This is a genomic window from Xanthobacter sediminis, assembly GCF_043195015.1.
GTDB lineage: Bacteria > Pseudomonadota > Alphaproteobacteria > Rhizobiales > Xanthobacteraceae > Xanthobacter.
The window spans coordinates 169,325-192,009 of record NZ_JBAFWH010000005.1; the positions used below are offsets into that span (position 1 = coordinate 169,325).

Here is a 22,685-nt window from a genome sequence, read left to right on the forward strand (position 1 = left end):
TTCCTGGCACGCGCGGCACCGGGAACGGGCCCCGCATCCCTTTCTCTCCCCGCCGGAAAGGGATGACCTGTGTTGCTCCCTTTGGCCTTCAGGCGAGGCCGAGGGCGGTGACGGCCATGTCGATGACCTTGATGCCGGCGAACGGCACCACGATGCCCCCGAGGCCGTAGATGACGAGGTTGCGGGTGAGCAGGGCGCCGGCGCCGATGGCCCGGTACCGCACGCCCTTCAGCGCCAGCGGGATCAGCGCCACGATGATCAGGGCGTTGAAAATGATGGCGGAGAGGATGGCGCTCTGCGGTGTCGCCAGCCCCATGATGTTGAGGGCGCCGAGCTGCGGGTAGAAGGCCACGAACAGCGCCGGGATGATGGCGAAATACTTCGCCACGTCATTGGCGATGGAGAAGGTGGTGAGCGCGCCGCGGGTCATGAGGAGCTGCTTGCCGATCTCCACGATCTCGATGAGCTTGGTCGGGTCGCTGTCGAGGTCCACCATGTTGCCGGCCTCGCGGGCGGCCACCGTGCCGGTGTTCATGGCGACGCCGACATCGGCCTGGGCGAGCGCGGGGGCGTCGTTGGTGCCGTCGCCACACATGGCGACGAGCTTGCCCTTGGCCTGCTCCTCGCGGATGAGGGCGAGCTTGTTTTCCGGCGTCGCCTGGGCGAGGAAGTCGTCCACGCCCGCCTCGGCGGCGATGGCGGCGGCGGTCATGGGGTTGTCGCCGGTGATCATCACCGTGCGGATGCCCATGCGGCGCAGCTCGGCGAAGCGCTCCTTGATGCCGCCCTTCACGATGTCCTTGAGGTGCACGATGCCGAGAAGCCGGTTGTCGCGCACCACGGCGAGCGGCGTGCCGCCAGCCTTGGCCACCTCGTCGGCGATGGCCTGGATCTCACGGAGGGTTTCCGCGCCGTTGCGCGTAGCGCCGGTGGCCGCATGGGCCAGCTCCACATGCTTCAGCACCGCATCCACCGCGCCCTTGCGGATGGTCTGGCCGTCGAAATCCACCCCGCTCATGCGGGTCTGGGCGGTGAACGGCACGAAGGTGGCGTGCAGCATGCCCATGTCGCGGGCGCGGATGGCGTATTTCTCCTTCGCCAGCACCACGATGGAGCGGCCCTCCGGGGTCTCGTCGGCGAGGGAGGCGAGCTGGGCGGCGTCCGCCAGCTCCCGGTCCGACACCCCGCGCACGGGGCGGAACTCGGTGGCCTGGCGGTTGCCCAGGGTGATGGTGCCGGTCTTGTCGAGCAGCAGCGTGTCCACGTCGCCGGCCGCCTCCACCGCGCGGCCGGACATGGCGAGCACGTTGAAGCGCACCAGGCGGTCCATGCCGGCGATGCCGATGGCCGAGAGCAGGGCACCGATGGTGGTGGGGATCAGCGTCACGAACAGCGCCACCAGCACGATCACCGGAATATAGCCGCCGGCATAAGACGCGAAGCTCGGGATGGTGGCGGTGGCGAGCACGAAGATCAGCGTCATGCCCGCCAGCAGGATGTTGAGGGCGATCTCGTTGGGCGTCTTCTGCCGCTCGGCGCCCTCCACCAAAGCGATCATGCGGTCGATGAAGGTGGAGCCCGCGGCTGCCGTGATGCGCACGCGGATCCAGTCGGAGAGCACCTGCGTGCCGCCGGTGACGGCCGAGCGGTCGCCGCCGGACTCGCGGATGACGGGGGCGCTCTCGCCGGTGATGGCCGCCTCGTTCACCGAGGCGACGCCCTCGATCACCTCGCCGTCGGAGGGGATGATGTCTCCCGTCTCCACCAGCACGATGTCGCCCACCTTCAGGCTGGTGCCGGGCACCAGGGTGAATTGCGTGCGGTCGCCGTTGGGCAGCAGCTTGGCCACGGCCTCGGTGCGGGTGCGGCGCAGGGCGTCGGCCTGGGCCTTGCCACGGCCTTCCGCCACCGCCTCGGCGAAATTGGCGAACAGCACCGTGAACCACAGCCACAGCACAATCTGGAAGGAAAAGCCGAGGCCGGCACCGCCGGTCAGCGCGTCCCGCACGAGCAGGACGGTGGTGAGGGCCGACACCACGGCCACCACGAACATGACGGGGTTGCGGGCGAGGGTGCGCGGGTCGAGCTTGCGGAAGGCATCGCCCGCCGCGGGAAGAAGGATGCGCGCATCGAGGATGCTCGCGGTCTTGGACTGGCTCATCACATGAGGCTCCAGCGAAGCATGGGGATGGGGGGCCGCGGACGCTTCAGTCCGTGGCCGACACCAGCGTGATCGCGATGGCGAAGGAGAGGCCGATGACGGCCACGGCCAGCATGCCCAGCAGCAGGCTGGAGGCGCGGGCCGCGCCGGGGTCCCTGCCGAAGCGTTCCGGCCGGCGGGGCGGGCGGGGACGTGTCTCCATGACGCTCACCAGGTCGTGCCCTGGAGCATGGCGAGATGCTCCACGATGGGCCCGAGCGCGAGGGCGGGGAAGAAGGTGAGCCCGCCGACGATGATGATGACGCCCACCAGCAGGCCCACGAACAGGCCGCCATGGGTGGGGAAGGTGCCGGCCGATTCCGGAACCGCCTTCTTGGCGACCACCGATCCGGCGAGCGCCAGGGCGGGAATGATGACCAGGAACCGGCCCATCAGCATGGCAAGGCCGATGGTCACGTTGTACCAGGGCGTGTTGCCGGTGAGGCCGCCGAAGGCCGAGCCGTTGTTGGCCGTGCCCGAGGTGTAGGCGTAGAGGATCTCGGAGAAGCCGTGCGGGCCGGGATTGGCGATGGAGGCCACCGCGCCCGGCAGCACGCTCGCCGCCGCCGTGAAGCCGAGCATGGCGAGCGGCAGGCAGAGCACTGCCAGCATGGCCATCTTGACTTCCTTCGCCTCGATCTTCTTGCCGAGATATTCCGGCGTGCGGCCCACCATGAGGCCCGCCACGAACACCGCCACCACCACGAACAGGATGATGCCGTAGAAGCCCGCGCCCACGCCGCCGATGATGATCTCGCCCAGCATCATGTTGATCAGCGGGATCATGCCGCCGAGCGCCATGAAGCTGTCGTGCATGGCATTCACCGCGCCGCACGATGCCGCCGTGGTGACCACCGCAAACAGGGCCGACAGGGCGATGCCGAAGCGGGTCTCCTTGCCTTCCATATTGCCGCCGTCGATGCCGAGGGCGTGCACCAGGGGGTTGCCCGCCGCTTCCGCCCAGTAGCAGACCGCGACGCCGGCGAGGAACAGAAGGCCCATGGCGGAGAAGATGGCCCAGCCCTGGCGCTCGTCGCCCACCATGCGGCCGAAGACGTTGGTGAGCGCCGCGCCGATGGCGAAGATGGAGACCATCTGGATGAGGTTGGAGATCGCGTCCGGATTCTCGAACGGGTGGGCGGAATTGGCGTTGAAGAACCCGCCGCCGTTGGTGCCGAGCATCTTGATGGCGAGCTGGGAGGCCACGGGGCCGACCGCGATGGTCTGCTTGGCGCCTTCCAGAGTGCCCGCCTCTACATAGGGCCCGAGGGTCTGCGGCACGCCGAGCGCCACATAGGCGAGCGTCAGCACGATGCACAGGGGCAGCAGCACGTAGAGGGTGGCGCGCGTGAGATCGACCCAGAAGCTGCCCAGCGTCTTCGTCGACTTGCGGGAGAAGGCGCGGATCACCGCCAAGGCGATGGCGATGCCGGTGGCGGCCGAAAGGAAGTTCTGCACCGCCAGGCCCGCCATCTGGGTCAGGTACGACATGGTGCTCTCGCCGCCGTAGTTCTGCCAGTTGGTGTTGGTCATGAAGCTGGCGGCGGTGTTGAAGGCGAGCTCGGGCGGCACGGCGCCCATGTCGGCGGGGTTGAAGGGCAGCGCCCCCTGCACCCGCTGCAGCAGGTAGAGCAGTGCGAAGCCCGCGAGGTTAAACAGCAGCAGCGCGACCGCATAGGTCGTCCAGTGCTGCTCCTCGTTCGGGCCGGTGCCGGCCAGGCGGTAGAGCCCCCGCTCGGCCGGGCCGAGCACGGGTGCGAAGAGCGTGCGCTCGCCGTTGAAGACGCGCGTCATGTAGCCGCCCAGCGGCCGCGCGAGCGCGATGATGATCCCGCAGAAGAGAAGGATCTGAATCCAGCCGTTCAATGTCATGGAGTTTGCCTCAAGGCCGGGCGCCGGCGGTCAGAACCGTTCCGGGCGCACGAGGGCGTAGGTGAGGTAGACGAGCAGGAACGCGGTGGCCGCGCCGCCCAGAATGTATTCGACGAGCATCGCTCTCGATCCGTTGCCGGGGCGCATCCCGCGCGGGGCGCCCTCATGTCGCGACGTATTGGGTTTCGGGTTCTCGGGCGCGTCGCACGCCGTTGCTTCACTTTCGTGCTTCAGAGAATTTCGCAGGCTCTCACGTAAAGGACGCAGGCGGCGAAGAAGGCGGCGCCTATGGCGACCATGGCGAAGTCCATCATGGCTGTTCCAATTTTTATGTACTGTTCTGGGCTTCAGCTTGCGGAGCGATGATCAATGTTCCGGAAATCGCCACCCAGGAGGATTTCGACAGGAATATGGCGCCGGCGCGCATAAAAATTCGAGACGGTGCCGGCGGCAGCGAAATAAAAATCTCATAGGAATTTCGTGGCGCGGGCGACGGGGAAGGGCGGCGGCCGGTGGCAACAAGCGGCTGGCGCTGCGGCGCTCCCGGTGGCTATGGTGTGCGCCGTTATTCGGTTTGCAGCGGGCCCCCTGCGTGACTTCCAGTCCATCTTCCCCGGTGATGCGCGCGCTCTCCCCCTCCGAGGCCCCGCCTGGAGATGACGCGCTCGCCGACCTCGCGGCGCGTGTGGAGGCGCTCGCGCGGCAGAATGAGGAGCTCCTCGCCGGCCAGCGGGCGCTGCGCGAGCAGCTCGCGGCCATGCAGGCCCATGCCGATCTGGTGGGACATCTGGTGCAGCAGGTTCACGGGCAGCGCTTCGCCCCGCGCGAGCTGCCCCTGCCGCTTGCGCGCCTGCGTGATCTGGTGCGGGAGCCGGGACCCTCCCTGGCCTACCTGAAGGACATGGCGCTGAACGCCGCCGCCACCAGCACGCGCCTCACGCAGACGCCATCGGGCGAATGGCGGCGCCGTACGCGGCCGTTGCAGGCGGCACGCAACTTCGGGCGCGATTTCTCGGGGCTCGTCTATGGCCGCCGGTCGGTGGTCTATCGGGTGGTGCCGCGCCACGCTCCGGTGGGGGAGCGCCCGCGCGTCCTCCATGTCATCGCCAATGTGTTCGTCGGCGGCTCCACCCAGCTGGTGGTGGACCTGCACGAATGGCTCGGCCACCGCTACGAGATGCAGGTGGTGACCGCCGCCCTGCCGCCCCAGGGCCGGCACGAGGGCATGGTGCTGCACCATCTGCCGCTCGGCAGCCCGGCGGAGGCGTTCGCGCACGTGCTGCGGGCGGTCGATCCCGACATCGTGCACCTGCATTATTGGGGCGGCAGCGACCAGCCCTGGTACGAGGCGGCGCTCGAAGCTGCGCGCGCCTCCCGCGCGGTGGTGCTGCAGAATGTGAATACGCCGGTGGAACCTCTGCGCGACGCGCGCATCCACCGCCACCTCCTTGTCTCCGACTACATCCGCGAGACCTTCGCCCCCGATCTCGGCAATGCGGAGGTGATCCATCCGGGCATCGACCTCGATCGCTTCTCTCCGCCCGAAAGCTGGGCGCCGGGCGCCGCCGATACGGTGGGCATGGTCTATCGCCTGGTGCGCGACAAGCTGGACGATGCCTCCATCGACCCGCTCATCCTGGTCGCCCGCCGCCGTCCGCGCACGCGCTTCCTCATCGTCGGCGAGGGCGAGCTGCTGCCGGTCTTCCGCCGCAAGGTGCTGGAGGCGGGCTGCCGGGACAATTTCGAGTTCACGGGGATCGTGCCCTTCGCCCGCCTGCCGGAGATCTACCGCCAGTTCCGCATCTTCGTCGCGCCTGTGGTGCGCGAGAGCTTCGGGCAGGTGACGCCCTTCGCCATGGCCATGGGGCAGGCGGTGGCGGGCTTCCGCACCGGCGCCCTGCCGGAGATCCTCGGCTCCTGCGACACCCTGGGCGAGACGCCGGAGGCGCTGGCGGACATCCTCGTCGACCTGCTGGACCGGCCGGAGCGGGTGGAGGAGATCGGGCGTGCCAACACCACGCGGGCGCAGCATTTTTCGCTCGAGGGCATGATCCGCGCCTATGGCCGGGCCTATGCTGCGGCGCTCGGCCGCGACCCGGACCTGATGCCCGGCTTTCCTCCCTCGGAGCTCTATCCCGAGCTGTAGAGACGCAGCCACAGGGCGGCGGAATTGGCCGCTGCACGCCCCGCTTAGTGGCGATGGTACCTCTACAACCACTATGCTCGTACCCCTGAGGCATCTCGCATCTGCGAGAACGCCGGGGCGCGGGGCGATGACGAGCTTGGTGGTGGGGGCGAGCGGGCTGATCGGGCGCCGGCTGTGCGAGCGCCTGCGGCACAGTTGCGTCGGCATCATCGCCACCACGCGCGGCCGCGAGGAGCGCCCCGCCTGGCCGGGCGTGCAATGGAAGACCCTCGACTTCTCCACCTTCGACGAGTGGGACCACCTGCTTGAGGACGTGGACACGGTCTACCACCTCGCCTGGTCCACCGTCCCCTCCAGCGCCGCCAACGATCCCGTCCGCGACGTGTCGGAGAACGTGGTGGGCACCGTGCGCCTGCTGGAGGCGGCGCGCCGCGCGCCGGGCGTGCGCATCGTGTTCGCCTCCTCCGGCGGCAGTGTCTACGGCTTGCCCCAGAGCTTGCCGGTGGACGAGGCGCATCCCACACGTCCCATCGGCGCCTACGGCATCTCCAAGCTCACCGCGGAGCATTATCTGGAGACCAGCCGCGCCGTGCACGGCGTGGACGCGATCGCGCTCCGCATCAGCAATTGCTACGGGCCGGGCCAGCGCGAGAAGAAGGGCCTCGGCGCTGTCACCCTGTTCGCCCGCGCGGCGCTGCGCGGGGATCCCATCACGCTCTATGGCAACGGGGACATCGTGCGCGACTTCGTGCACGTGGAGGATGTGGTGTCGGCGCTGATCGCGGCCGGCGCGCGGCGCAATGTCGAGGGCCCGGTGAACATCGGCTCCGGTGTCGGCCATTCGCTGGGACAGGTCATCGCCAAGCTGGAGGCGGCCCTGGGCCGCCCCATGGTCGTGCAGCGCGCCGCGCCGCGGGCCTTCGACGTGAAGGCCTCGGTGCTCGACGTTTCCCGCGCGCGGGAGCGGATCGGCTGGCGCCCCACCATCGATCTCGATCGCGGCATCGCGATGATCCTGGAGGAGTTGCGCGCGGAAATGGGTTTGGAATGCGTGTCGCCTTGTACGTCCACTGCTACTACCCCACGCATTTCTACGGCACGGAGAGCTATGCACGGACGCTAGCGCGCGAGCTTTCGGCGCTGGGGCACGAGCCGGTGGTGGTGACCGCCACCTTCCCCGGAGAGCCACGCCAGGACGCTTTCGTCGAGCGGGGGTCGTTCGACGGCATTCCGGTGATCCGCATCGACCGCAACGTGATCCCCAACCGCACCCCGCGCGACACCTACGACCTGCCGGACCTGCGCTTTGTCCATGAGCGCATCCTGCGGGACGTGCGGCCGGACATCGTGCACGTCTGCCACCTCATCAACCACACCACCGCCCTGCTGGAAGTGACGCGGCAGCTCCGCCTTCCCGCCGTCGCCACCTTCACCGACTTCTTCGGCTTCTGCTTCAACAACAAGCTGAGCGGCGCCGACGGCGCGCTCTGCGCCGGGCCCGACCGGCTGCGGGCCAATTGCATCGCCTGTGCTTTGCCGGCCGCGCAGGGGGCGGGCGAGGGGGCGGCCGCGCGGCTGAAGCGCGCGCTGGCGCCCGGCCTCCTCGCCCGCGCGCCGGGGCTGAGCGCTGAGGCCCGGCCCATGGTGGAGGCGCTCAAGGCCCGTCCCGATCACCTGCGCGCGGCCTATGGCGCCTATGCCGCCGCCCTCGCGCCCACCCGCTTCCTGCTCGATGCCTATACCCGCGCCGGCACGCCGGTGCCCATGGAACTGAGCCGGTTCGGCATCGACATTGACCGCGCGCAAAAGCCGGCGCGGGCGGACGGCGTCACGCGCCTCGGCTTCATCGGCCAGCTCGCCCCGCACAAGGGCACCCACCTGCTGGTCGAGGCGCTGCGCCGGCTCGATGCCCCGGCGCTGGAGCTGGAAATCTTCGGCGACGAGGGGCAGGACCCCGCCTATGCGGCACGCCTGCGCGCCCTGGCCGAGGGCCTGCCGGTGCGTTTCCGCGGCACCTTTCCGGTGGAGCGGATCGCCGAGGTCATGGCCGGCATCGACGTGCTGGCGATCCCCTCGACATGGGTGGAGAACAGCCCGCTCATCCTGCTCCAGGCGCTCGCCACCCACACGCCGGTGGTGGTCTCCGACGTGGAGGGCATGAGCGAGTTCGTGGAGGAGGGGGAGAACGGCTTCCGTTTCCCCACCGGCTCGGTGGACGGCCTGGCGGCGGCGCTCAGGCGGTTCGTGGATGATCCGGCGCTGGCGCGTGAACTGGGCGCGCAGACGCGCTATGATCGCACGTGCCGTGCCATGGCCGAGGATGTGGTGGCGCTCCATGGGCGCGTGCGAGCAGCGGGCAAGCAATATGGCGGGTGAGAGCGTGGGCGCGGACGTGATGGAGCGCCGGCCGGAGGGTGTGCATGGCGACCTCGCCGCCTGGCTGGAAGCCAATCTCCTGTCCGGTGCGGCGCCGGCGGCGGGCGAGATCGCGCCCTTTCCGCCCGAGGAGCTGATGTACAACACCACCGGCCTGCGCTCGCCGTGCGACTTCGCGAGCCACGGGGTCGATTTCATGCGCGCGCTGCACCGCGTCAGCCCGGTGCCGCTGACCGCGTGCGGCGCCATCCTCGATTTCGGGGTGGGGGTGGGGCGGCTCGCGCGGCTGTTCCACGGCTTCCGCGGTCGTTACGTGGGCATGGACGTGGACCCGCGCCACCTCGCCTGGGTGCGGGACCATCTCAGCCATGTGGAGGCGGTGGAGAGCACCCCCCGTGCGCGCCTGCCAGCAGCGGGGGGCAGCTTCGATGCCGTGGTCTCCATCTCCGTCTTCAGCCACCTGAGCGAGCCGGATCACCTGTTCTATCTCAAGGAGCTCAATCGGGTGGCGCGGCCCGGCGCGGTGCTCCTGCTCTCCGTCCACGGCGAGCGCGCGCTGGCGCGGGCGCTGGAGGAGGAGCATATCTTCGAGATGCTGGCCGTTCCGCGCCCGGCGCTGGAGCAGGCCGCCGGCGAGATGACCGCGGAGAACGGCCATGCCTTCATCCTCCAGAGCGGCCACCTCACCAGCGACGCCTACCAGTATGGCATCGCCTTCGTCTGCGAGAGCTACATCCGCCGGGAGTGGGGCCGCTGGTTCGAGGTGGTGGAGGTGGCCCAGGGGGCGCTGCACGACTTCCAGGACATCGTGGTTCTCAGGGCGCGGTGAGAGATGGCCGGGCCTCCCGCCGCGCCGCCGATCCGGATTCTGCTGGAGCGCGGGCGCACCTTCGTCGCGCGACAGGCGCGCCCGGCCTTGCGCTGGCGACGGCTGCCGCGCCTGAGGGATACGGGGAGCTCGGCTTCCGCGCAGTGGTTCGCCCTGCTGCGCCTTACCTGCGCGGTCATGGTGCTGCTGCCCACCGTGCTCACCATGCTCTACATCCTGCTCTTCGCGTCGCCAATCTATGTGTCGGAGGCGCGGCTCGCCATCCGTGAGGCCATTCCCGAGCGCGGGGCCCTGCCGCAGGAGGGGGCGGACGCGCAGAGCGGCGGCCTCGTGCAGCGGGTCTCGAACCTGCTCGGCGGCGCGGGCGAGGCCGCCCAGTCGGAGGCCCCCTTCATTTTCGTCAGCTATGTCACCAGCCGATCCTATGTGGCGAGCCTCGATGAAGGCGGCTGGCTGCGCGGTTTCTTCTCCCGCCCCGGCATCGATCCGCTCGCCGCGCTTTCGTCGGGGGCGACGCAGGAGGCCGTGTGGCGCTACTGGAATCGTCACCTGACGGCGGCGGTGGACCGGCGCTCGTCCATCGTCATCCTGCGCGTGAGCGCCTTCTCGGCGGAGGACGCGCATACGCTCGCCAGCCGCGTGGTCGCCGATGGCGAGCGCCTGCTCAACGACATCGTCATGCGCGCCCGCGCCGACAGTGTCGCCCACGCGCGCGAGGAGGTGGAGCGCGCCTCCAGCCGCTATGAGGCGGCGCTGCGCAACCAGCAGGAATGGCGCGCCCGCCAGCGCGCCGTGGACCCCGCCCAGGCCGCCGAGGCCGTGAGCGCCAGCCTGCTGCGGCTGGAGTCTGAACGCATCGCCGCCGACCGGCAGATGCGCGCCCTGGAGCGCCTTTCCGCCCCCGGCGGTCCGGCGCTCGGCGTGCTGCGCGACCGGGTGGCGGCCATCGACAAGGAGATCGCCGCCTTCAGGGAGAGCCTCGCGGAGCCCGGGGCGCGCGCATCGGTGGTGGCGGCGCTCGCCTCCTATGAGGAGGCGGAGCTGGAGGTGCGCTTCGCCCAGACCCTCCAGGCCGTGGCGGTGGCGGGCCTGCAGGAGGCCGAACGCCGTGCGCGTGCGCAGAGCGCCTTCGTGAACGTGTTCGTGCCGCCGAGCCTGCCCACGGCCGCCGCCGGCCCGCTCTGGTGGCGCGGCGGGCTGTTCGTCCTCGCCCTTTCGGGCATCCTGTGGATCAACGCGATGGTGCTCGTCGCGGTGATCCGCGACCACCGCCGGTAGGGCTTATCATCGTTTCACGGGATCGATGATGCGCTCCTCTGGTCTGATGTTCCGCATTTTCTTCACGCGAAACGGTTCCCGTGTCGCTCGAAAATGCTCTTGCAGGAGACGCGCGATGCGGCCCGCCACGGAGCCCCGCCTTGCTGTTTAGCATCGACGAGGACGCCGGCACCCATGTGGTCGGCTGGATCATGCCGGACAATCCGGCCAGCACGCCCCATGTGGCGGTGTTCGCCAATGGCGAGCTGCGCAAGGTGGTTCCGGCCACCATGCTGCGCCCGCTGCTGCGCGAGCAGGGCCTGCACGAGACCGGCATCTGCGGCTTCGTGGTGGACGATCAGGTGGTGCCCCGCCTCGCCGATGTCAGGGATCTCGAGATCTATGACGACGCCACCAACGTCCGCATCTACCGGCGCCGGCCCGAGAGCGCGAAGGCGGAGGGCAAGTTCTTCCGGCTGGAAACGCGCCTGGTGACCCAGTCGGCGTTGAACGAGGCGTTCCAGAACCTGTTCCACATGGCCTTCACCCGGCTGGAGCGGGTGCCGGAGGAGGCGGTGCGCTCCATCCTCGGTATCTCCTTCGCCTCCTCCATCTTCGCCTGCGGTCGGCTCCATTTCCGCGCCTACGAGCCGCTGCTGCGTGATCGCGGCTTCCGCTGCTCGGTTCTGCTGCGCGATCCGTTCGAGGAACTGGCCGAACAGCTCCTGGTGCTGCGCTGGGCGGCGAAGACGCCGAAGCTCGCCTATTCCGTGCTGAGCGAGGCCTACCGGCCGCTGGTGGAGAGCCTCGGCCGCGCCGACGTGCAGGAGGTGGTGGACCTGGAGACCTGGGTGGGCACCCTCGGCGCCCACGAGCGCGCCCTTCTCTCCAGCCCCATGGCGCGCCTGCTCACCTGCGCCAGCTCCGACGACCAGCTCGCCGCCTCGGCGGTGGAAAACGCGCTCGACACGCTCTCCGAAATGGACGTGGTGGGCCTTTCCTCGGATTTCGATGCCTATTGGGCCACGCTCTCGGCCGTGCTGGAGCTGCCGTTGCCGGAGCCGCCGCCCCTTTCCGCATCGAGCCTCGCGCGCAGGCTGGAGGAGCAGGTGCGCGAATGGCCGGTGGCGCAGGAGCTGCTGGCCGCCGACATCCAGATCTTCGCCGACGTCAACGCGGCGTTCGGCCGGGTGGATGAGGTGGTGGACGAAGCCTCCACTGAAGCCTCCTGAGCCGCCGCAGCCACGCGCTCACCGGGTGCGGGCGTAGATGCTGCCCACGTAGAAGGCCGCAACGCCCCAGATCACCGCGAGCACGGCGAACACTGCGCCCGCCTGGGTGAGGGGATGCGGGAAGATCGGCTCCACCGGCAGGTTGGGCGCCATGAAGGTGAGGATGTAGACCTGCTTGCGCGCCTGCTCGGCGCGCGCATCGGCCAGCTCCCTCTCAGCGCCTTCGAGCCGCTGCTCCGCGAGGCGGCGGCGGGCTTCAAGGGCAGCATTGGCGGCAAGGTTCCCGCTCGTGCCCTCCTGCGCCTGTGAGGCGCCGCCGAGCAACTCCCCGTCGAGCGCGGTGATCTTCTCGTCCAGCGATCGCAGACGCTCCTTCAGGGCGCGGACCACGGGAGAATCCTCGGCGAGGTCGGCGCGCGCGGCGAGCAGGTCGGTGTTCAGCATTGAGCGCTGGTCGCGCAGCTTGGCGATGGCGGCGAAGGCCCCGCGCGCGGCGGCGGCGGGGTCGATCATGCCCTGGGCGTTGCGGAACTGCTCCTGCTCGGCGCGTACGAGGGCGAGTTCGCCGAAGGCCGCGCGGGCCTCGGCCTCGGCCCGCAGCACGCGCTCGCCGCGGTTGCGGGTGGTGAGCGTGTTGGTGATCGCCTCCGCCTGCTTGATGACGAAGGCGCCGACCATGGCCGCGCTCTGGGGGCTGAACGCCTGGATCTGCACCTTGATGACACCGGACAGGGTATCGAGGCTCACCCGCACCTGCCGGTTCCAGTAGGCGAGGGCGTCTTCCATGCCGGCGCTCGCCGAGAGGGCGAAGACGGGGTCGCGTCCTGATGCGCCGAACACGCGGCGCAGGTCGAACTGCTGCTGCACGGCTTCCACCATTGCGCGGCTGCGCAGGTAGTCCACCACCACGCGGGCTTCCTGCGTGTTGGGCACCTGGGGCGCGCCGCGGCCCGAGACGGGGGTGCCGGCGGCGGTGACGGTCTCAAGATTGCCGCGCACCACGAAGCGCGCCTCGGAGCGATACTGCGGCAGCGCCACCAGCGAGAGATAGAGGAAGCTCGCCACTGTAGGCAGCAGCACCAGCACCAGGAAGCTCACCACCCCCACGTGGCGGCGGCTCAGCGGCAGCGGCGCCCCGTCGGTGGTCGTCGGCGCGAGGTGCTCGTGCAGGGGCGCAAGGCCGGTGAGGCGCCGCGCGATCCCGGCGAGAGCGCGCGTGGCGGCGGGCGCCGCTACGGCCGGTGGCGTCCCGGCATCTGCGGCCGCGCTCCCCGGCACGCCCACCAGCCTCCTCAGCGCCTGCGCGGAGATCATCGCCGCGCCCTCCGGCTACTGCGTCACCGCGACGGTGCTGATCACCGGCTGCGCCACGGTGCTGAACAGGGAGGTGACCTTCTGGAGGTCCGCCAGCGGGGCGTTGGCGACGTAGATGGCGTCCTTGTTGCGGACCTGGAAGCCGCGGGCCAGGAACAGGGCGTTGGGATCGCGCATGTTCCAGTGGTAGATCACGCGCACATAGCCGTTGATCTCAAGCGGCTTGGCCTGGGGATCGAGCTTGGCCGCGAAACGCGCGGGCTCGAAGCGCATCAGGTAGATGCCGGAGGGATCGGCGCGCGAATCGACGAGGCCGCCCACGCGGGCGATGGCCTCCTCAAGCGTGATGCCCACCGCGTCGAAGGGCACCACCGTGGGCGTGCCGGCCGCGCCGAATACGGTGAAGGTCTGCGGATCCCGGATGACGGCGATCTTATCCCGCGGGCGGACGTAGACGTCCTCCTTGGGATTGTTCAGCAGGGTCTGCATCGGCACCGTCACGGTGGTGTCGCCGCGGCTGAGCCGCACGAACACTTCGTGCGCGGGAACCTTGATGCCGCCCGCGGCGGCGATCACGTCCAGCACCCGGTCGCCCCGCGGGGAGAGGGGAACGACTGCGCCCGCGGTCGCCTCGCCCAGCACGGTGGCGGCATTGCTGATGCTCTTCGAGACCACCACCACCGCCTGTGGCTCGATGGCCTTGCCGGTGAGGCGCTCGACCACCGCCGCTTCGATCTGCGCGGTGGTCTTGCCGGCGACGGGGATGCGCCCGGCATAGGGCACGGTGATGGAGCCGTCCTGCGCCACCTGCTGCTCGGGAATGGTGGCGCTGCGCGAGCCGGTGCCGAGCCGGTCGATCACCGGGCCGGAGAACAGGCCGCCGGCCGCCGCTTCCCAGATGGTGACGGACAGGGTGTCGCCCACCCCCACCACGTAGCGGCCGGGCGGGCGATAGTCGCCGAAGCGGGCGCCGAAGGTGGCGGGACGCTCCTGCGCCAGAACGTGCAGGGTGCGGTCGTCCACGCCCACGAGCACGAAGCGCTGGTCGTCCTCCGGCTGCGGAGTCTCCAGGTCGATGCGGGAGGGTCCGGACGCAGGCAGGGCCGTGCATCCGGGAAGGCTTCCCAGAACGAGGGCGAATGCCAGGAAACGCACGCTGGTCCGCATGAAGTTTGAAGTTCCCGCCCAGTGCCACGGAGTCCCGGCTCTTATACAAGCCGCCGTCCCGCCATGCGACCTAGCTTGGCAATATTTAAGTTGGCGTTGCAGGAGGGCCACAAAGACAGTGAGAGGTGAAATGTATACTTAAAGTAGTTGTACTTAATAATAGCACTCTTTGCGTGTAATTTAGCCAGCTCAGGCTGCGGCATGGGACAGCGCCTGGACCACCGCGTCGACATCGATGCGCCAGGGAGCATGTGGCCCGTAGTGTCCCGCCTTCCGCGCTCCGAACAGGATGGTGTGCCGCTTGGCGGTCGAACGCAGCAGGTTGTGGTGGGCGTAGAGCCAGTCGGTTCCCGCCTCCAGGTCGAGCACGAATTCCGCCGCGGCTGCAAACACGGTGGAGAACAGGCCCGAGCCGCCGGGGCAGACGATCACCCGCGCATCGCGCATGAGCGCGATCTGGTCCGGAAAGGAGAGCTTCTCCGGCTGGACGATGTGGAAGCCGAGCGCACCCAGGCGCTCCTCCAGCGCCGCCTCGTTCAGCAGCGGGCGGATGGTCTGGCCGCGCCGTGAGAGATAGATCTTCTCCCGGCCGGACCTGCCCTTCTGGATATCGGCGATGCCCTCGTAGAAGGCCTTCGCGCCGGCGTCGAAATAGACGTCGACATTGCGCAGGCTGGGGACCAGGGCCTCCCGGAGCCGGCAGGTGCGGGGGATGGGGTGGCCGATGAAGCGGACCCGACCGTCGAAGACCTGATCGGCGAGGGCGTTCATCCATGGGGCGTAGTTGTAGAGAAGGACCGGATAATCGCGATACGGGCTGTCGATGAGCTTCGGGAGAATGCGGTAGAGCCAGGAGCCGAAATTCGAGGGCTCGTCGGACCCGGCGAAGATGACCGGCTCGTCGATCTCGACCACATCGTCGCTCAGCATCACCTCCACGCCATCGTCGGTGGCGCGGATGATGCAGTCCTCATTCTGAGCGCCCGTCAGCTTGTCGAGGATCTTGCCGGTGTCGAACGGCTCGACCTCGCTCTCGTCGAGCAGGAGGCGGCGGTCCTCCGTGAGCAGGGTGCGGAAGCCGAGCACATGGAGGTTCCGCTCGTGCACCAGCCGGAAGTGGTCGGCCTGGCGCACGCGCGTGATGGGACCTTTCAGGACATCGAGCCCGGGTGGGGCGATGACGCCCTCTTCGGCGAGAAAAACCGGGTAGGCGAGCGGGCGGGGCGGGCTCAGGCAGGCCCGCTCCACGGTGCGGGTCATGGATGCGGCGATCATCCGCCCTTCGCGGGTCATGCGTTCTTCCCTCAGGTGTGGCTCAGGTAACCTTGCGGACCACCTGCAGGATGACGGACGATATGAAAAGAAGAGCCAGGATGGCTATGGCGGGATAGGCCGCGGAATAGAAGGAGCTCTCGTATTCCGAATAGAACCCCATCCGCGTGCCGTCGACGATCTGGCAGAGGGGGAAATATTTGAGAACGTCTATGAGCTTCTCGGGTAGCAGGTCAGGCAGGTAGATGATGCCGGAGGTGACCCAGAACAGCGGGCCAAGCAGGCTTCCGATGAGGATCAGCGCCGGGGCGAGCGCGCCGGCGACGCCGAAGAACAGTCCGGTGGAGATGCCGAGAAGCCATGCCTCTACCAGGCCGTAGACGAAGCGGGCCGGGTCATCTGGATTGATGTCGTGGCCGATCAGCGCGAGGGTCGTCAGCACGATCACCACCACCAGCGTGGCGCTGGAAACCTCCAGGATGATGCGCGCGGAGAACAGATCGAACACGTCCACTCCCGGGAAGTAGAGCAGCGGTCGGTTCTGTGCCAGCGTGACCATGATCTGCCGATGTGTATAGAGCCAGATGATGAAAGGCAGGATGCCCGTCATGGCGAACAGCGGAATGCTCGGCCCGATCGGCGCCGAGCGTCCGAGCACAGACATCACCGTCATGGCGACGGTGAGGTGTCCGAGCGGCATGATGAGGCCCAAAAGGAAGCCCAGGTAGCCGGCGCCGAACCGAGTCTGCAGATCGCGCATGATGACCGCGCCCACCGCGCGCGCGTGCATGGCCGAGGCAGTGCGCCAGCTTTCGCCGGCGAAGCGCGTGGGGCGTGCGGGCGCCTCGCTCATCCTCAGGCCTCCATCGCCTGGCGGTGCACCTCGATGGCGTCGTTCACGTCCTCGAACACCATCAGGCGGCCCTTCTGCAGCACCATGCCGGCGCTGCAATAGTCCTTGATGGTGCCGGTGGCGTGGGACGCCATGATCATGCCCGCGCGCGCCCGCCGCTCCGCGAAGGCGCGCGCGCACTTCATCTGGAAGCGGGCATCGCCGACGGCGGTGATCTCGTCCACGAGGTAGAAGTCGAACTCGATGGCCATGGACACGGCGAAGGCGAGGCGGGAGGTCATGCCCGAGGAATAGGTCTTCACGGGCATGTCGAGGTCGCGCCCGAGCTCGGAGAAATCTTCCACGAACTCGGTCACCGCCGGGATGTCCGCATCATAGACGCGGGCCAGGAAGCGGATGTTCTCACGCCCGGTCATGGCCGGGTGGAAGCCGCCCGCGAAGCCAAGCGGCCAGGAGAGGCGAACCGAGCGGTAGACGCGCCCTGAAGTCGGCGCCTCCGTGCCGGCGATCAGCTTCAGGAAGGTGGACTTGCCCGCCCCGTTCTGCCCCAGCAGGCCATAGCTCAGGCGCGGGTTGAGCGTGACCGAGACGTCGCGCAGCACCACCTTGCGGCGCAGGTGGGTCCAGTAGGTCTTGGTGAGGCGGTCGGTGACGATCACGCGCGATCCTTACGCCTTCAGGTGCCGCAGCAGCTCGAACACCGAAACGATGACGAGCCAGACCAGGGAGAAGACCAGCGCCGCCGCTGCGGGCAACCAGAAGCGGTGGGGCCAGTCGGCCTCCTGGGCCGGCACCGGCTTCACGAAGGTGGCGAGATACATGCCCTGCCGCTCCGACACCACGCGCGCCTCCTCCAGCGCCGCGGCATCGGCCGTATATTGCTTTTCGGCGATCTGGCGCTCGAGGTCGAGGGTGTCGTAGCGCGTCATCACCGCGGAGAGGGTGTCCTTGTCCGCCCCGGCGGGGGCGGTGAGGCGGGCCTTGAGGGCGGCGATATTGTCGCGGATGGCCTGTCGGCGCGCCTCCAGCACCGCGAATTGCGGCGCGCCTGGGCCCAGGGTGCGCCGGGCGGTGCCGATCTCCTGGTCGATCAGCGCGAGGTCGCTCTCGAGTTCGCCAATGAGCTTGCCGATGCCCTCGTTGGCGCGCACGGGGTCGATGACGCCCACCTCGTTGCGCAGGTCGCGCACCGCTGCGCGGGCCTTGCGCAGGCGGTCCTCGGAACGGGCGAGCTCGGCCTGGCTCTGGGCGATGGCGTCCTCGCGGGTCCTCGCGTTGAGCTTGTTCACCATGTCCTCGCTCAGGCTCACGATGGCCTGCGCGATCTTCAGCGAATCCTCCGGCGAGAAGGCCCAGACCTTCACCGTGATGATGCCCGAGGGGGATTCGATGGCGGTGTCGATCTGGCTGCGCCATGTGCGCTCCAGCCGCTCGATGGGGCGGTCGGGATTGAAGCGCGAGAACCAGTCGATGCCGCTCCTGGAGAACAACTCGCGCAGCCGGATCTTCTCTTCTAGCGCTTCCACCACCGCGAGGCTTTTCAGATAATCGGCGATGATGAGCGAATCCTGCACCTCCGCCATGCCCTTGAGCGCGGAGACGCCGGACAGGTTGACGCCCGCGTGCTCCGCCGAGCGCACTGCAAAGCGCGCTTCAGAGACATATTGGCTGGAGGCGAAAAGGCCGAAATAGATGGCCGCGAGCAGTGTCGGCAGCCCGACGATGACGATGAAGCTCGCCATCAGCGGCAGCCGGAACTCGCTGATGGCGCGGGCCTCGGCGCTCCAGAAGGCGCTGCTGGCGGGCTTGGCGGCCGAGCCGCGCATGCGGGCCTGCCGTGCCTGTCGGCGCAGCTCTTCGCGCACGCGCGCGTTCCGCTTCACGAGGTGGTCGGCATCGCGCGGCGCCGGAACGGAATGCACCGATGCGACCGTCTGGTTCACCGCGCCGTCTCCTCCCGCCGCCGGGACTGGATGGATTCAAGGGAGCCGATGAGGCTTGTGCGGCTCTTAGCATCCCGCGAGCCGGCCGGTCCATCCCGCCCGCTCCACGGGGCGCGCCGGCCTGCGACAAAATGAGTGGTCCTGACGATACTGGAGGTCGGCTCACGTCACGGTAAGTTGCCGGGCGCGCAGGCGAATGGCCGTTGAGGCGTGCCGCGCCGACAACCTGAGAGTGCAGCCATGGGCGTGACGTCGATCAAGGCCAGAATCTTCCTTCTCATCGGCATGTTCATGCTCGGCCTGCTGGCGCTCAGCGCCATGTTCATGCTCGATCTGCGGGACAACATGATCGCCGAGCGCAAGCGCGCGGCGCAGAACATCGTGGAAGCCGCCATCTCGCAGATCGACGGCTTCTACCAGGCGGCGCGCAGCGGCGTCATCACCGAGGAAGAGGCGCAGAAGCGCGCCGCCGAGATGATCCACCGCACGCGTTTCGACGGATACAACTATCTCTTCGTGCACAATTTCGAGGGCGTGACCCTCTATCACGGCACGCGCGCCGATCTCGAAGGCAAGGATCGCATCAACGAGACGGATTCCTACGGCACCCGCCTGATCGAGAGCGAGGTGAACAACGCCAAGGCGGGCGGAGGCTTCACCTCCTTCTACTTTCCGAAGCCCGGACCGGACCGCACCCCCGTGCAGAAGATCTCCTATGAGGCGCCCTTCCGGCCCTGGAACTGGGTGGTCGTCACCGGCGTGTACGTGGACGACGTGAATGCCACATTCTACGCGCAGCTGCGCCAGCTCGGCCTGGTGGTGCTGCTGGTGGTGGCGGCGCTGGGCGTGGTCGCCTATTTCTTCTCCCGCTCCATCATCCGGCCCCTGGAGGCGCTCTCCACGGAGGTGCGGGCCATTGGCGACGGCCATCTGGAAATGGGCATCGCCACCGCCGAGCGCTCCGACGAGATCGGCGCCATCGGCCGGAGCGTGGTCTACATGCGCGACCGCCTGCGCGAGGGCGAGCGGCTGAAGCAGGAGCACACCACGCTGGAGAATTTCGACCGGGACGCCCACGCCCGCCGCGAGGCGCTCGCGGCCACCTTCGTCGAGCGCATGCAGCAGCTTGCCGCCGGCTTCGTGGGTTCCTCGGGCGAGGTGGCGGACGCGGCCGGCGGCCTCTCCGCCACGGCCGAGCAGACCTCCCAGCAGGCGCAGGCGGTCTCGGGCGCCGCGGGTGAGGCTTCCGCCAACGTGGAGACGGTGGCAGCCTCCTCGGAGGAAATGGCGGCCTCCATCCGCGAGATCAGCAGCCAGGTCGCGCATTCGGTGCAGATCGCCGACACGGCCTTCGCCGAGGCGCAGAGCTCCAATGCGCGCATCGCCGACCTCGCGACGGCGGCCGCCGCCATCGGCGACGTCATCGGCCTCATCCGCTCCATCGCCGACCAGACCAACCTTCTGGCCCTCAACGCGACCATCGAGGCCGCGCGGGCGGGCGAGGCGGGGAGGGGCTTCGCCGTGGTGGCGGAAGAGGTGAAGCAGCTCGCCGGCCAGACCTCGAAGGCCACTGAGGAGATCGGCGCCAAGGTGTCGGAGATCCAGAGCGCAACCGAGAGCACCGTGCAGTCCATGGCCGGCATCGCCCGTGTCATCACCACCATCAAGGAGATCTCCTCGGCCATCTCGGGCGCGGTGGAGCAGCAGAGCGCGGCCACGGCGGAAATCGCCCATAACTGCCAGAAGGCCGCCGCCGGCACCCATCAGGTGATGCAGAACATCGCCGGCGTGGGGCAGGCGGCAGGCATGACGGGCTCCGCCTCCAGCCAACTCATGACGCTGTCCGCCGGCCTCTCGCGCCAGGCCGGGGACCTGCGCAAGACGGTCGACACCTTCGTCGAGGAGTTCGCCGCCGCCTGAGGGTGGCGGCCCGCCGCCCGCCTACGGCCGGCGCGGTGCTGCCGCCTGCCCGCTGGCGCATCGTCGCCGGCTGGGCTCGGCTCTAGGCCCCGCGCTGCTGCTTGCCGTAGCGGCGGACGAGGCGCTCCCGCTTCAGCCGCGACAGGCGCTGAAGCCAGAAGATGCCGTCGAGCTGGTCGATCTCGTGCTGGTGGCAGATGGCGAGTAGCCCGTCTGCTTCCTCCTCGCGCTCCGCCCCGTCGAGGTCCTGGTAGGCCACGCGCACGCGCGCATGCCGCTCCACCTCCTCGGTGGCGCCGGGCATGGAGACGCTGCCCTCCTGGTGGCGGATCATCTCCGGCGAGGTCCAGACGATGCTCGGATTGACGTAGGTGCGCACCCCGTCCTCCGTCGAAAGCTCCAGCACCACCACCCGCAGTGCCACGCCGATGTGCGGGGCGGTGATGCCGATGCCCGGCGCAGCGCGCATGGTGTCGAGAAGGTCCTCGGCAAGGCGCCGCAGGGCCTCGTCGAAGGCTTGAACCTGTTCCGCCACAGCGCGCAGGCGCGGGTCGGGGAAGGTCACGATGGGCCGGACGGCCATATGTTCGCTCCCAGAGCATTTCAAGCGAAGTGGATTCCGCTTCGCGTGAAGAAAACGCGTGGCATCAGTGATATAGAGCTATTTCTGCGAGCCGGTGCGTGCGGAAAATGCTCTAGGGGACGGGCGCGCTCCGCGGCCGCCGCCTTTTCGTCCGCGCGCCTCAGGCCGTGCCGCGATAGGCGTCGCGATAGGTCTCTCGCAGCACGTTCTTCTGCACTTTGCCCATGGTGTTGCGCGGCAGCTCCGCCACGAAGAACACCTTCTTCGGCTGCTTGAACTTCGCCAGCCGGTCGGCGAGGGCGACATGCAGGTCTTCTTCCGTGAGGCGGGCGCCCGTCTTCAGCACCACTACGGCGGTGACGCCCTCTCCGAAATCGGGGTGCGGCACGCCGATGACGGCGCTTTCCAGCACGCCGGGGATGGCGTCGATCTCGCTCTCCACCTCCTTGGGGTAGACGTTGAACCCGCCGGTGATGACAAGATCCTTGCCGCGCCCGACGATGGAGACGTAGCCTGCCGCGTCGATCCGCCCGAGGTCGCCGGTGATGAAGAAGCCGTCGCGGAACTCCGCGCGGGTCTTCTCGGGCATGCGCCAGTAGCCCTTGAACACGTTCGGTCCCTGCACCTCGATCATGCCGATCTCGCCGGCGTCGAGCACGCGTCCGCTCTCGGGATCGGTGATGCGCACCGCGACGCCGGGTAGCGGCAGGCCCACCGTGCCGGCGATGCGCGCGCCGTCATAGGGGTTCGAGGTGGTCATGTTGGTCTCGGTCATACCGTAGCGTTCGAGAATGGCGTGGCCGGTGCGCGCCTGGAATGCGCGGTGGGTCTCCGCCAGCAGCGGCGCCGAACCGGAGATGAACAGGCGCATGGTCCGTGCCGCCTCGCGGTCGAGGCCGGGCTGGTCCAGCAGGCGCGTATAGAAGGTGGGCACCCCCATGAGGCAGGTGGCCTTCGGCATCAGCGCAATCACCTCGGCGGCATCGAACTTCGGCAGGAAGATCATGGATGCGCCGGCGAGCAGGATGACGTTCGAGGCCACGAACAGGCCGTGGGTGTGGAAGATGGGCAGCGCGTGGATCAGCACGTCGTCCCGCGTGAAGCGCCAATAGTCCTTTAGCACCAGCGCATTGGAGAGCAGGTTGTCATGGCTGAGCATGGCCCCCTTGGCCCGGCCCGTGGTGCCCGAGGTGTAGAGGATGGCGGCAAGGTCGTCCGGCCTGCGCGCCACGTCCGTGAACGCCTCCGGCAGCGCCGCAGCGGCAGCGGTGAGAGAGCCGGCACCGTCGCTTCCCAGCGTCTCCACCACCGGCACCTTCACCTTCTGCGCCAGGGCCTGCGCCTCGGCGAGAATTTCCGGCCGGCAGACGAACACGGATGGCTCGGCGTCGGTGAAGAAATACTCCACCTCCGCCAGCGTGTACGCGGTGTTGAGCGGCAGGTAGGCCGCCCCCGCCCGCACCGTCGCGAGATAGAGCACCAGGGCCGGCCAGGACTTTTCCACCTGCACCGCCACCCGGTCCCCCGGCTTCACGCCCCGCGCCACCAGCAGGTTGGCGAGCCGGCCGGAGAGGGCGAGCGCGTCGCCATAGGTCTCCGCGCGGCCGTCGGCATGGAGGGCAAGGGCCTGGTCCAGGGCGGGCATGGCGTCGCGGAAGGCCGCGAACAGGTGGTTGGCGCTGGCGTGGCGCGGGTCCATGGGCGTTTCCCTTTTATCGCTT

Annotated in this window: 20 protein-coding genes; 8 read left to right on the forward strand and 12 right to left on the reverse strand. The window is 68.8% G+C overall.

The genetic code is table 11. From position 1 onward, the window contains the following. Window positions 1–88: 88 nt before the first annotated feature. The 4 genes from kdpB to kdpF are packed head-to-tail and all read right to left on the reverse strand — an operon-like array spanning window position 89 to window position 4,192. Window positions 89–2,161, reverse strand: a complete 2,073-nt coding sequence (gene kdpB, locus V5F61_RS08780; RefSeq protein ID WP_393989169.1) for a potassium-transporting ATPase subunit KdpB — start codon at window positions 2,159–2,161, stop codon at window positions 89–91. Window positions 2,162–2,207: 46 nt separating this feature from the next. Continuing rightward, window positions 2,208–2,363 (reverse strand): hypothetical protein, encoded by a 156-nt coding sequence (locus tag V5F61_RS08785; protein ID WP_393989170.1) that lies wholly within the window; start codon window positions 2,361–2,363, stop codon window positions 2,208–2,210. 5 nt (window positions 2,364–2,368) lie between these two features. After that, window positions 2,369–4,072, reverse strand: a complete 1,704-nt coding sequence (kdpA, locus tag V5F61_RS08790) for a potassium-transporting ATPase subunit KdpA (protein WP_393989171.1) — start codon at window positions 4,070–4,072, stop codon at window positions 2,369–2,371. A gap of 30 nt (window positions 4,073–4,102) precedes the next feature. Further along, entirely contained in the window at window positions 4,103–4,192 is a 90-nt protein-coding gene (gene kdpF, locus V5F61_RS08795) for a K(+)-transporting ATPase subunit F (protein WP_393989172.1), read from the reverse strand. A 92-nt stretch (window positions 4,193–4,284) separates the two neighbouring features. On the opposite strand from kdpF, the gene V5F61_RS08800 reads away from it, so the two are divergent. The 7 genes from V5F61_RS08800 to V5F61_RS08830 all read left to right on the forward strand — a co-directional run bounded on the left by V5F61_RS08800 (window position 4,285) and on the right by V5F61_RS08830 (window position 11,912). Beyond that, window positions 4,285–4,545 carry a hypothetical protein gene (locus V5F61_RS08800; protein ID WP_393989173.1) on the forward strand — a complete coding sequence of 87 codons (261 nt, stop codon included), beginning with the start codon at window positions 4,285–4,287 and terminating at the stop codon, window positions 4,543–4,545. Window positions 4,546–4,664: 119 nt separating this feature from the next. Beyond that, window positions 4,665–6,218, forward strand: coding sequence for a glycosyltransferase family 4 protein (locus tag V5F61_RS08805; RefSeq protein ID WP_393989174.1), 1,554 nt, complete (start codon window positions 4,665–4,667; stop codon window positions 6,216–6,218). Between the two features lie 127 nt (window positions 6,219–6,345). Further along, window positions 6,346–7,341 carry an NAD-dependent epimerase/dehydratase family protein gene (locus tag V5F61_RS08810; protein ID WP_393989175.1) on the forward strand — a complete coding sequence of 332 codons (996 nt, stop codon included), beginning with the start codon at window positions 6,346–6,348 and terminating at the stop codon, window positions 7,339–7,341. After that, window positions 7,266–8,594, forward strand: coding sequence for a glycosyltransferase family 4 protein (locus tag V5F61_RS08815; protein ID WP_393989176.1), 1,329 nt, complete (start codon window positions 7,266–7,268; stop codon window positions 8,592–8,594). The genes V5F61_RS08810 and V5F61_RS08815 overlap by 76 nt, the downstream gene beginning before the upstream one ends. Continuing rightward, entirely contained in the window at window positions 8,584–9,423 is an 840-nt protein-coding gene (locus V5F61_RS08820; protein WP_393989177.1) for a class I SAM-dependent methyltransferase, read from the forward strand. The genes V5F61_RS08815 and V5F61_RS08820 overlap by 11 nt, the downstream gene beginning before the upstream one ends. Window positions 9,424–9,426: 3 nt before the next feature. After that, window positions 9,427–10,701: a hypothetical protein gene (locus tag V5F61_RS08825; protein ID WP_393989178.1), complete on the forward strand. Its 1,275-nt coding sequence runs from the start codon at window positions 9,427–9,429 to the stop codon at window positions 10,699–10,701. 140 nt (window positions 10,702–10,841) lie between these two features. Further along, a complete protein-coding gene (locus V5F61_RS08830; protein WP_393989179.1) occupies window positions 10,842–11,912 on the forward strand; it encodes a hypothetical protein in 1,071 nt (356 codons plus the stop codon). 18 nt (window positions 11,913–11,930) lie between these two features. Here the strand turns inward: V5F61_RS08830 and V5F61_RS08835 are convergent, their stop codons facing one another. The 6 genes from V5F61_RS08835 to V5F61_RS08860 all read right to left on the reverse strand — a co-directional run bounded on the left by V5F61_RS08835 (window position 11,931) and on the right by V5F61_RS08860 (window position 18,461). Beyond that, window positions 11,931–13,226, reverse strand: a complete 1,296-nt coding sequence (locus V5F61_RS08835; protein WP_393989180.1) for a hypothetical protein — start codon at window positions 13,224–13,226, stop codon at window positions 11,931–11,933. A 15-nt stretch (window positions 13,227–13,241) separates the two neighbouring features. Then, complete coding sequence (locus V5F61_RS08840; RefSeq protein WP_394104027.1) at window positions 13,242–14,393, reverse strand: polysaccharide biosynthesis/export family protein; 1,152 nt, start codon at window positions 14,391–14,393, stop codon at window positions 13,242–13,244. Window positions 14,394–14,582: 189 nt separating this feature from the next. Then, window positions 14,583–15,686, reverse strand: a complete 1,104-nt coding sequence (locus V5F61_RS08845) for a glycosyltransferase family 61 protein (protein WP_393989182.1) — start codon at window positions 15,684–15,686, stop codon at window positions 14,583–14,585. A 22-nt stretch (window positions 15,687–15,708) separates the two neighbouring features. Next, window positions 15,709–16,518, reverse strand: coding sequence for an ABC transporter permease (locus tag V5F61_RS08850; protein ID WP_393989183.1), 810 nt, complete (start codon window positions 16,516–16,518; stop codon window positions 15,709–15,711). 2 nt (window positions 16,519–16,520) lie between these two features. After that, a complete protein-coding gene (locus V5F61_RS08855; RefSeq protein ID WP_393989184.1) occupies window positions 16,521–17,177 on the reverse strand; it encodes an ABC transporter ATP-binding protein in 657 nt (218 codons plus the stop codon). A 9-nt stretch (window positions 17,178–17,186) separates the two neighbouring features. Next, window positions 17,187–18,461: a hypothetical protein gene (locus V5F61_RS08860; RefSeq protein WP_393989185.1), complete on the reverse strand. Its 1,275-nt coding sequence runs from the start codon at window positions 18,459–18,461 to the stop codon at window positions 17,187–17,189. A 240-nt stretch (window positions 18,462–18,701) separates the two neighbouring features. Between V5F61_RS08860 and V5F61_RS08865 the strand changes: the two genes are divergently transcribed. Then, on the forward strand, window positions 18,702–20,381 hold the full coding sequence (locus V5F61_RS08865) for a methyl-accepting chemotaxis protein (RefSeq protein WP_393989186.1): 1,680 nt from the start codon (window positions 18,702–18,704) through the stop codon (window positions 20,379–20,381). Window positions 20,382–20,463: 82 nt separating this feature from the next. Here V5F61_RS08865 and V5F61_RS08870 read toward each other — a convergent pair whose 3' ends face one another. Then, complete coding sequence (locus V5F61_RS08870) at window positions 20,464–20,964, reverse strand: peptide deformylase (RefSeq protein WP_393989187.1); 501 nt, start codon at window positions 20,962–20,964, stop codon at window positions 20,464–20,466. 160 nt (window positions 20,965–21,124) lie between these two features. After that, window positions 21,125–22,663, reverse strand: a complete 1,539-nt coding sequence (locus tag V5F61_RS08875) for a malonate--CoA ligase (RefSeq protein ID WP_393989188.1) — start codon at window positions 22,661–22,663, stop codon at window positions 21,125–21,127. Window positions 22,664–22,685: the final 22 nt, after the last annotated feature.

Excerpts from the sequence above, each read along its gene's own strand:
- kdpB (WP_393989169.1), bottom strand. The coding sequence starts at position 2,161 with ATGAGCCAGTCCAAGACCGCGAGCATCCTCGATGCGCGCATCCTTCTT.
- V5F61_RS08785 (WP_393989170.1), bottom strand. The coding sequence starts at position 2,363 with ATGGAGACACGTCCCCGCCCGCCCCGCCGGCCGGAACGCTTCGGCAGG.
- kdpA (WP_393989171.1), bottom strand. The coding sequence starts at position 4,072 with ATGACATTGAACGGCTGGATTCAGATCCTTCTCTTCTGCGGGATCATC.
- kdpF (WP_393989172.1), bottom strand. The coding sequence starts at position 4,192 with ATGCTCGTCGAATACATTCTGGGCGGCGCGGCCACCGCGTTCCTGCTC.
- V5F61_RS08810 (WP_393989175.1), top strand. The coding sequence starts at position 6,346 with ATGACGAGCTTGGTGGTGGGGGCGAGCGGGCTGATCGGGCGCCGGCTG.
- V5F61_RS08815 (WP_393989176.1), top strand. The coding sequence starts at position 7,266 with ATGCGTGTCGCCTTGTACGTCCACTGCTACTACCCCACGCATTTCTAC.
- V5F61_RS08820 (WP_393989177.1), top strand. The coding sequence starts at position 8,584 with ATGGCGGGTGAGAGCGTGGGCGCGGACGTGATGGAGCGCCGGCCGGAG.
- V5F61_RS08825 (WP_393989178.1), top strand. The coding sequence starts at position 9,427 with ATGGCCGGGCCTCCCGCCGCGCCGCCGATCCGGATTCTGCTGGAGCGC.
- V5F61_RS08835 (WP_393989180.1), bottom strand. The coding sequence starts at position 13,226 with ATGATCTCCGCGCAGGCGCTGAGGAGGCTGGTGGGCGTGCCGGGGAGC.
- V5F61_RS08840 (WP_394104027.1), bottom strand. The coding sequence starts at position 14,393 with ATGCGGACCAGCGTGCGTTTCCTGGCATTCGCCCTCGTTCTGGGAAGC.
- V5F61_RS08845 (WP_393989182.1), bottom strand. The coding sequence starts at position 15,686 with ATGACCCGCGAAGGGCGGATGATCGCCGCATCCATGACCCGCACCGTG.
- V5F61_RS08850 (WP_393989183.1), bottom strand. The coding sequence starts at position 16,518 with ATGAGCGAGGCGCCCGCACGCCCCACGCGCTTCGCCGGCGAAAGCTGG.
- V5F61_RS08865 (WP_393989186.1), top strand. The coding sequence starts at position 18,702 with ATGGGCGTGACGTCGATCAAGGCCAGAATCTTCCTTCTCATCGGCATG.
- V5F61_RS08870 (WP_393989187.1), bottom strand. The coding sequence starts at position 20,964 with ATGGCCGTCCGGCCCATCGTGACCTTCCCCGACCCGCGCCTGCGCGCT.
- V5F61_RS08875 (WP_393989188.1), bottom strand. The coding sequence starts at position 22,663 with ATGGACCCGCGCCACGCCAGCGCCAACCACCTGTTCGCGGCCTTCCGC.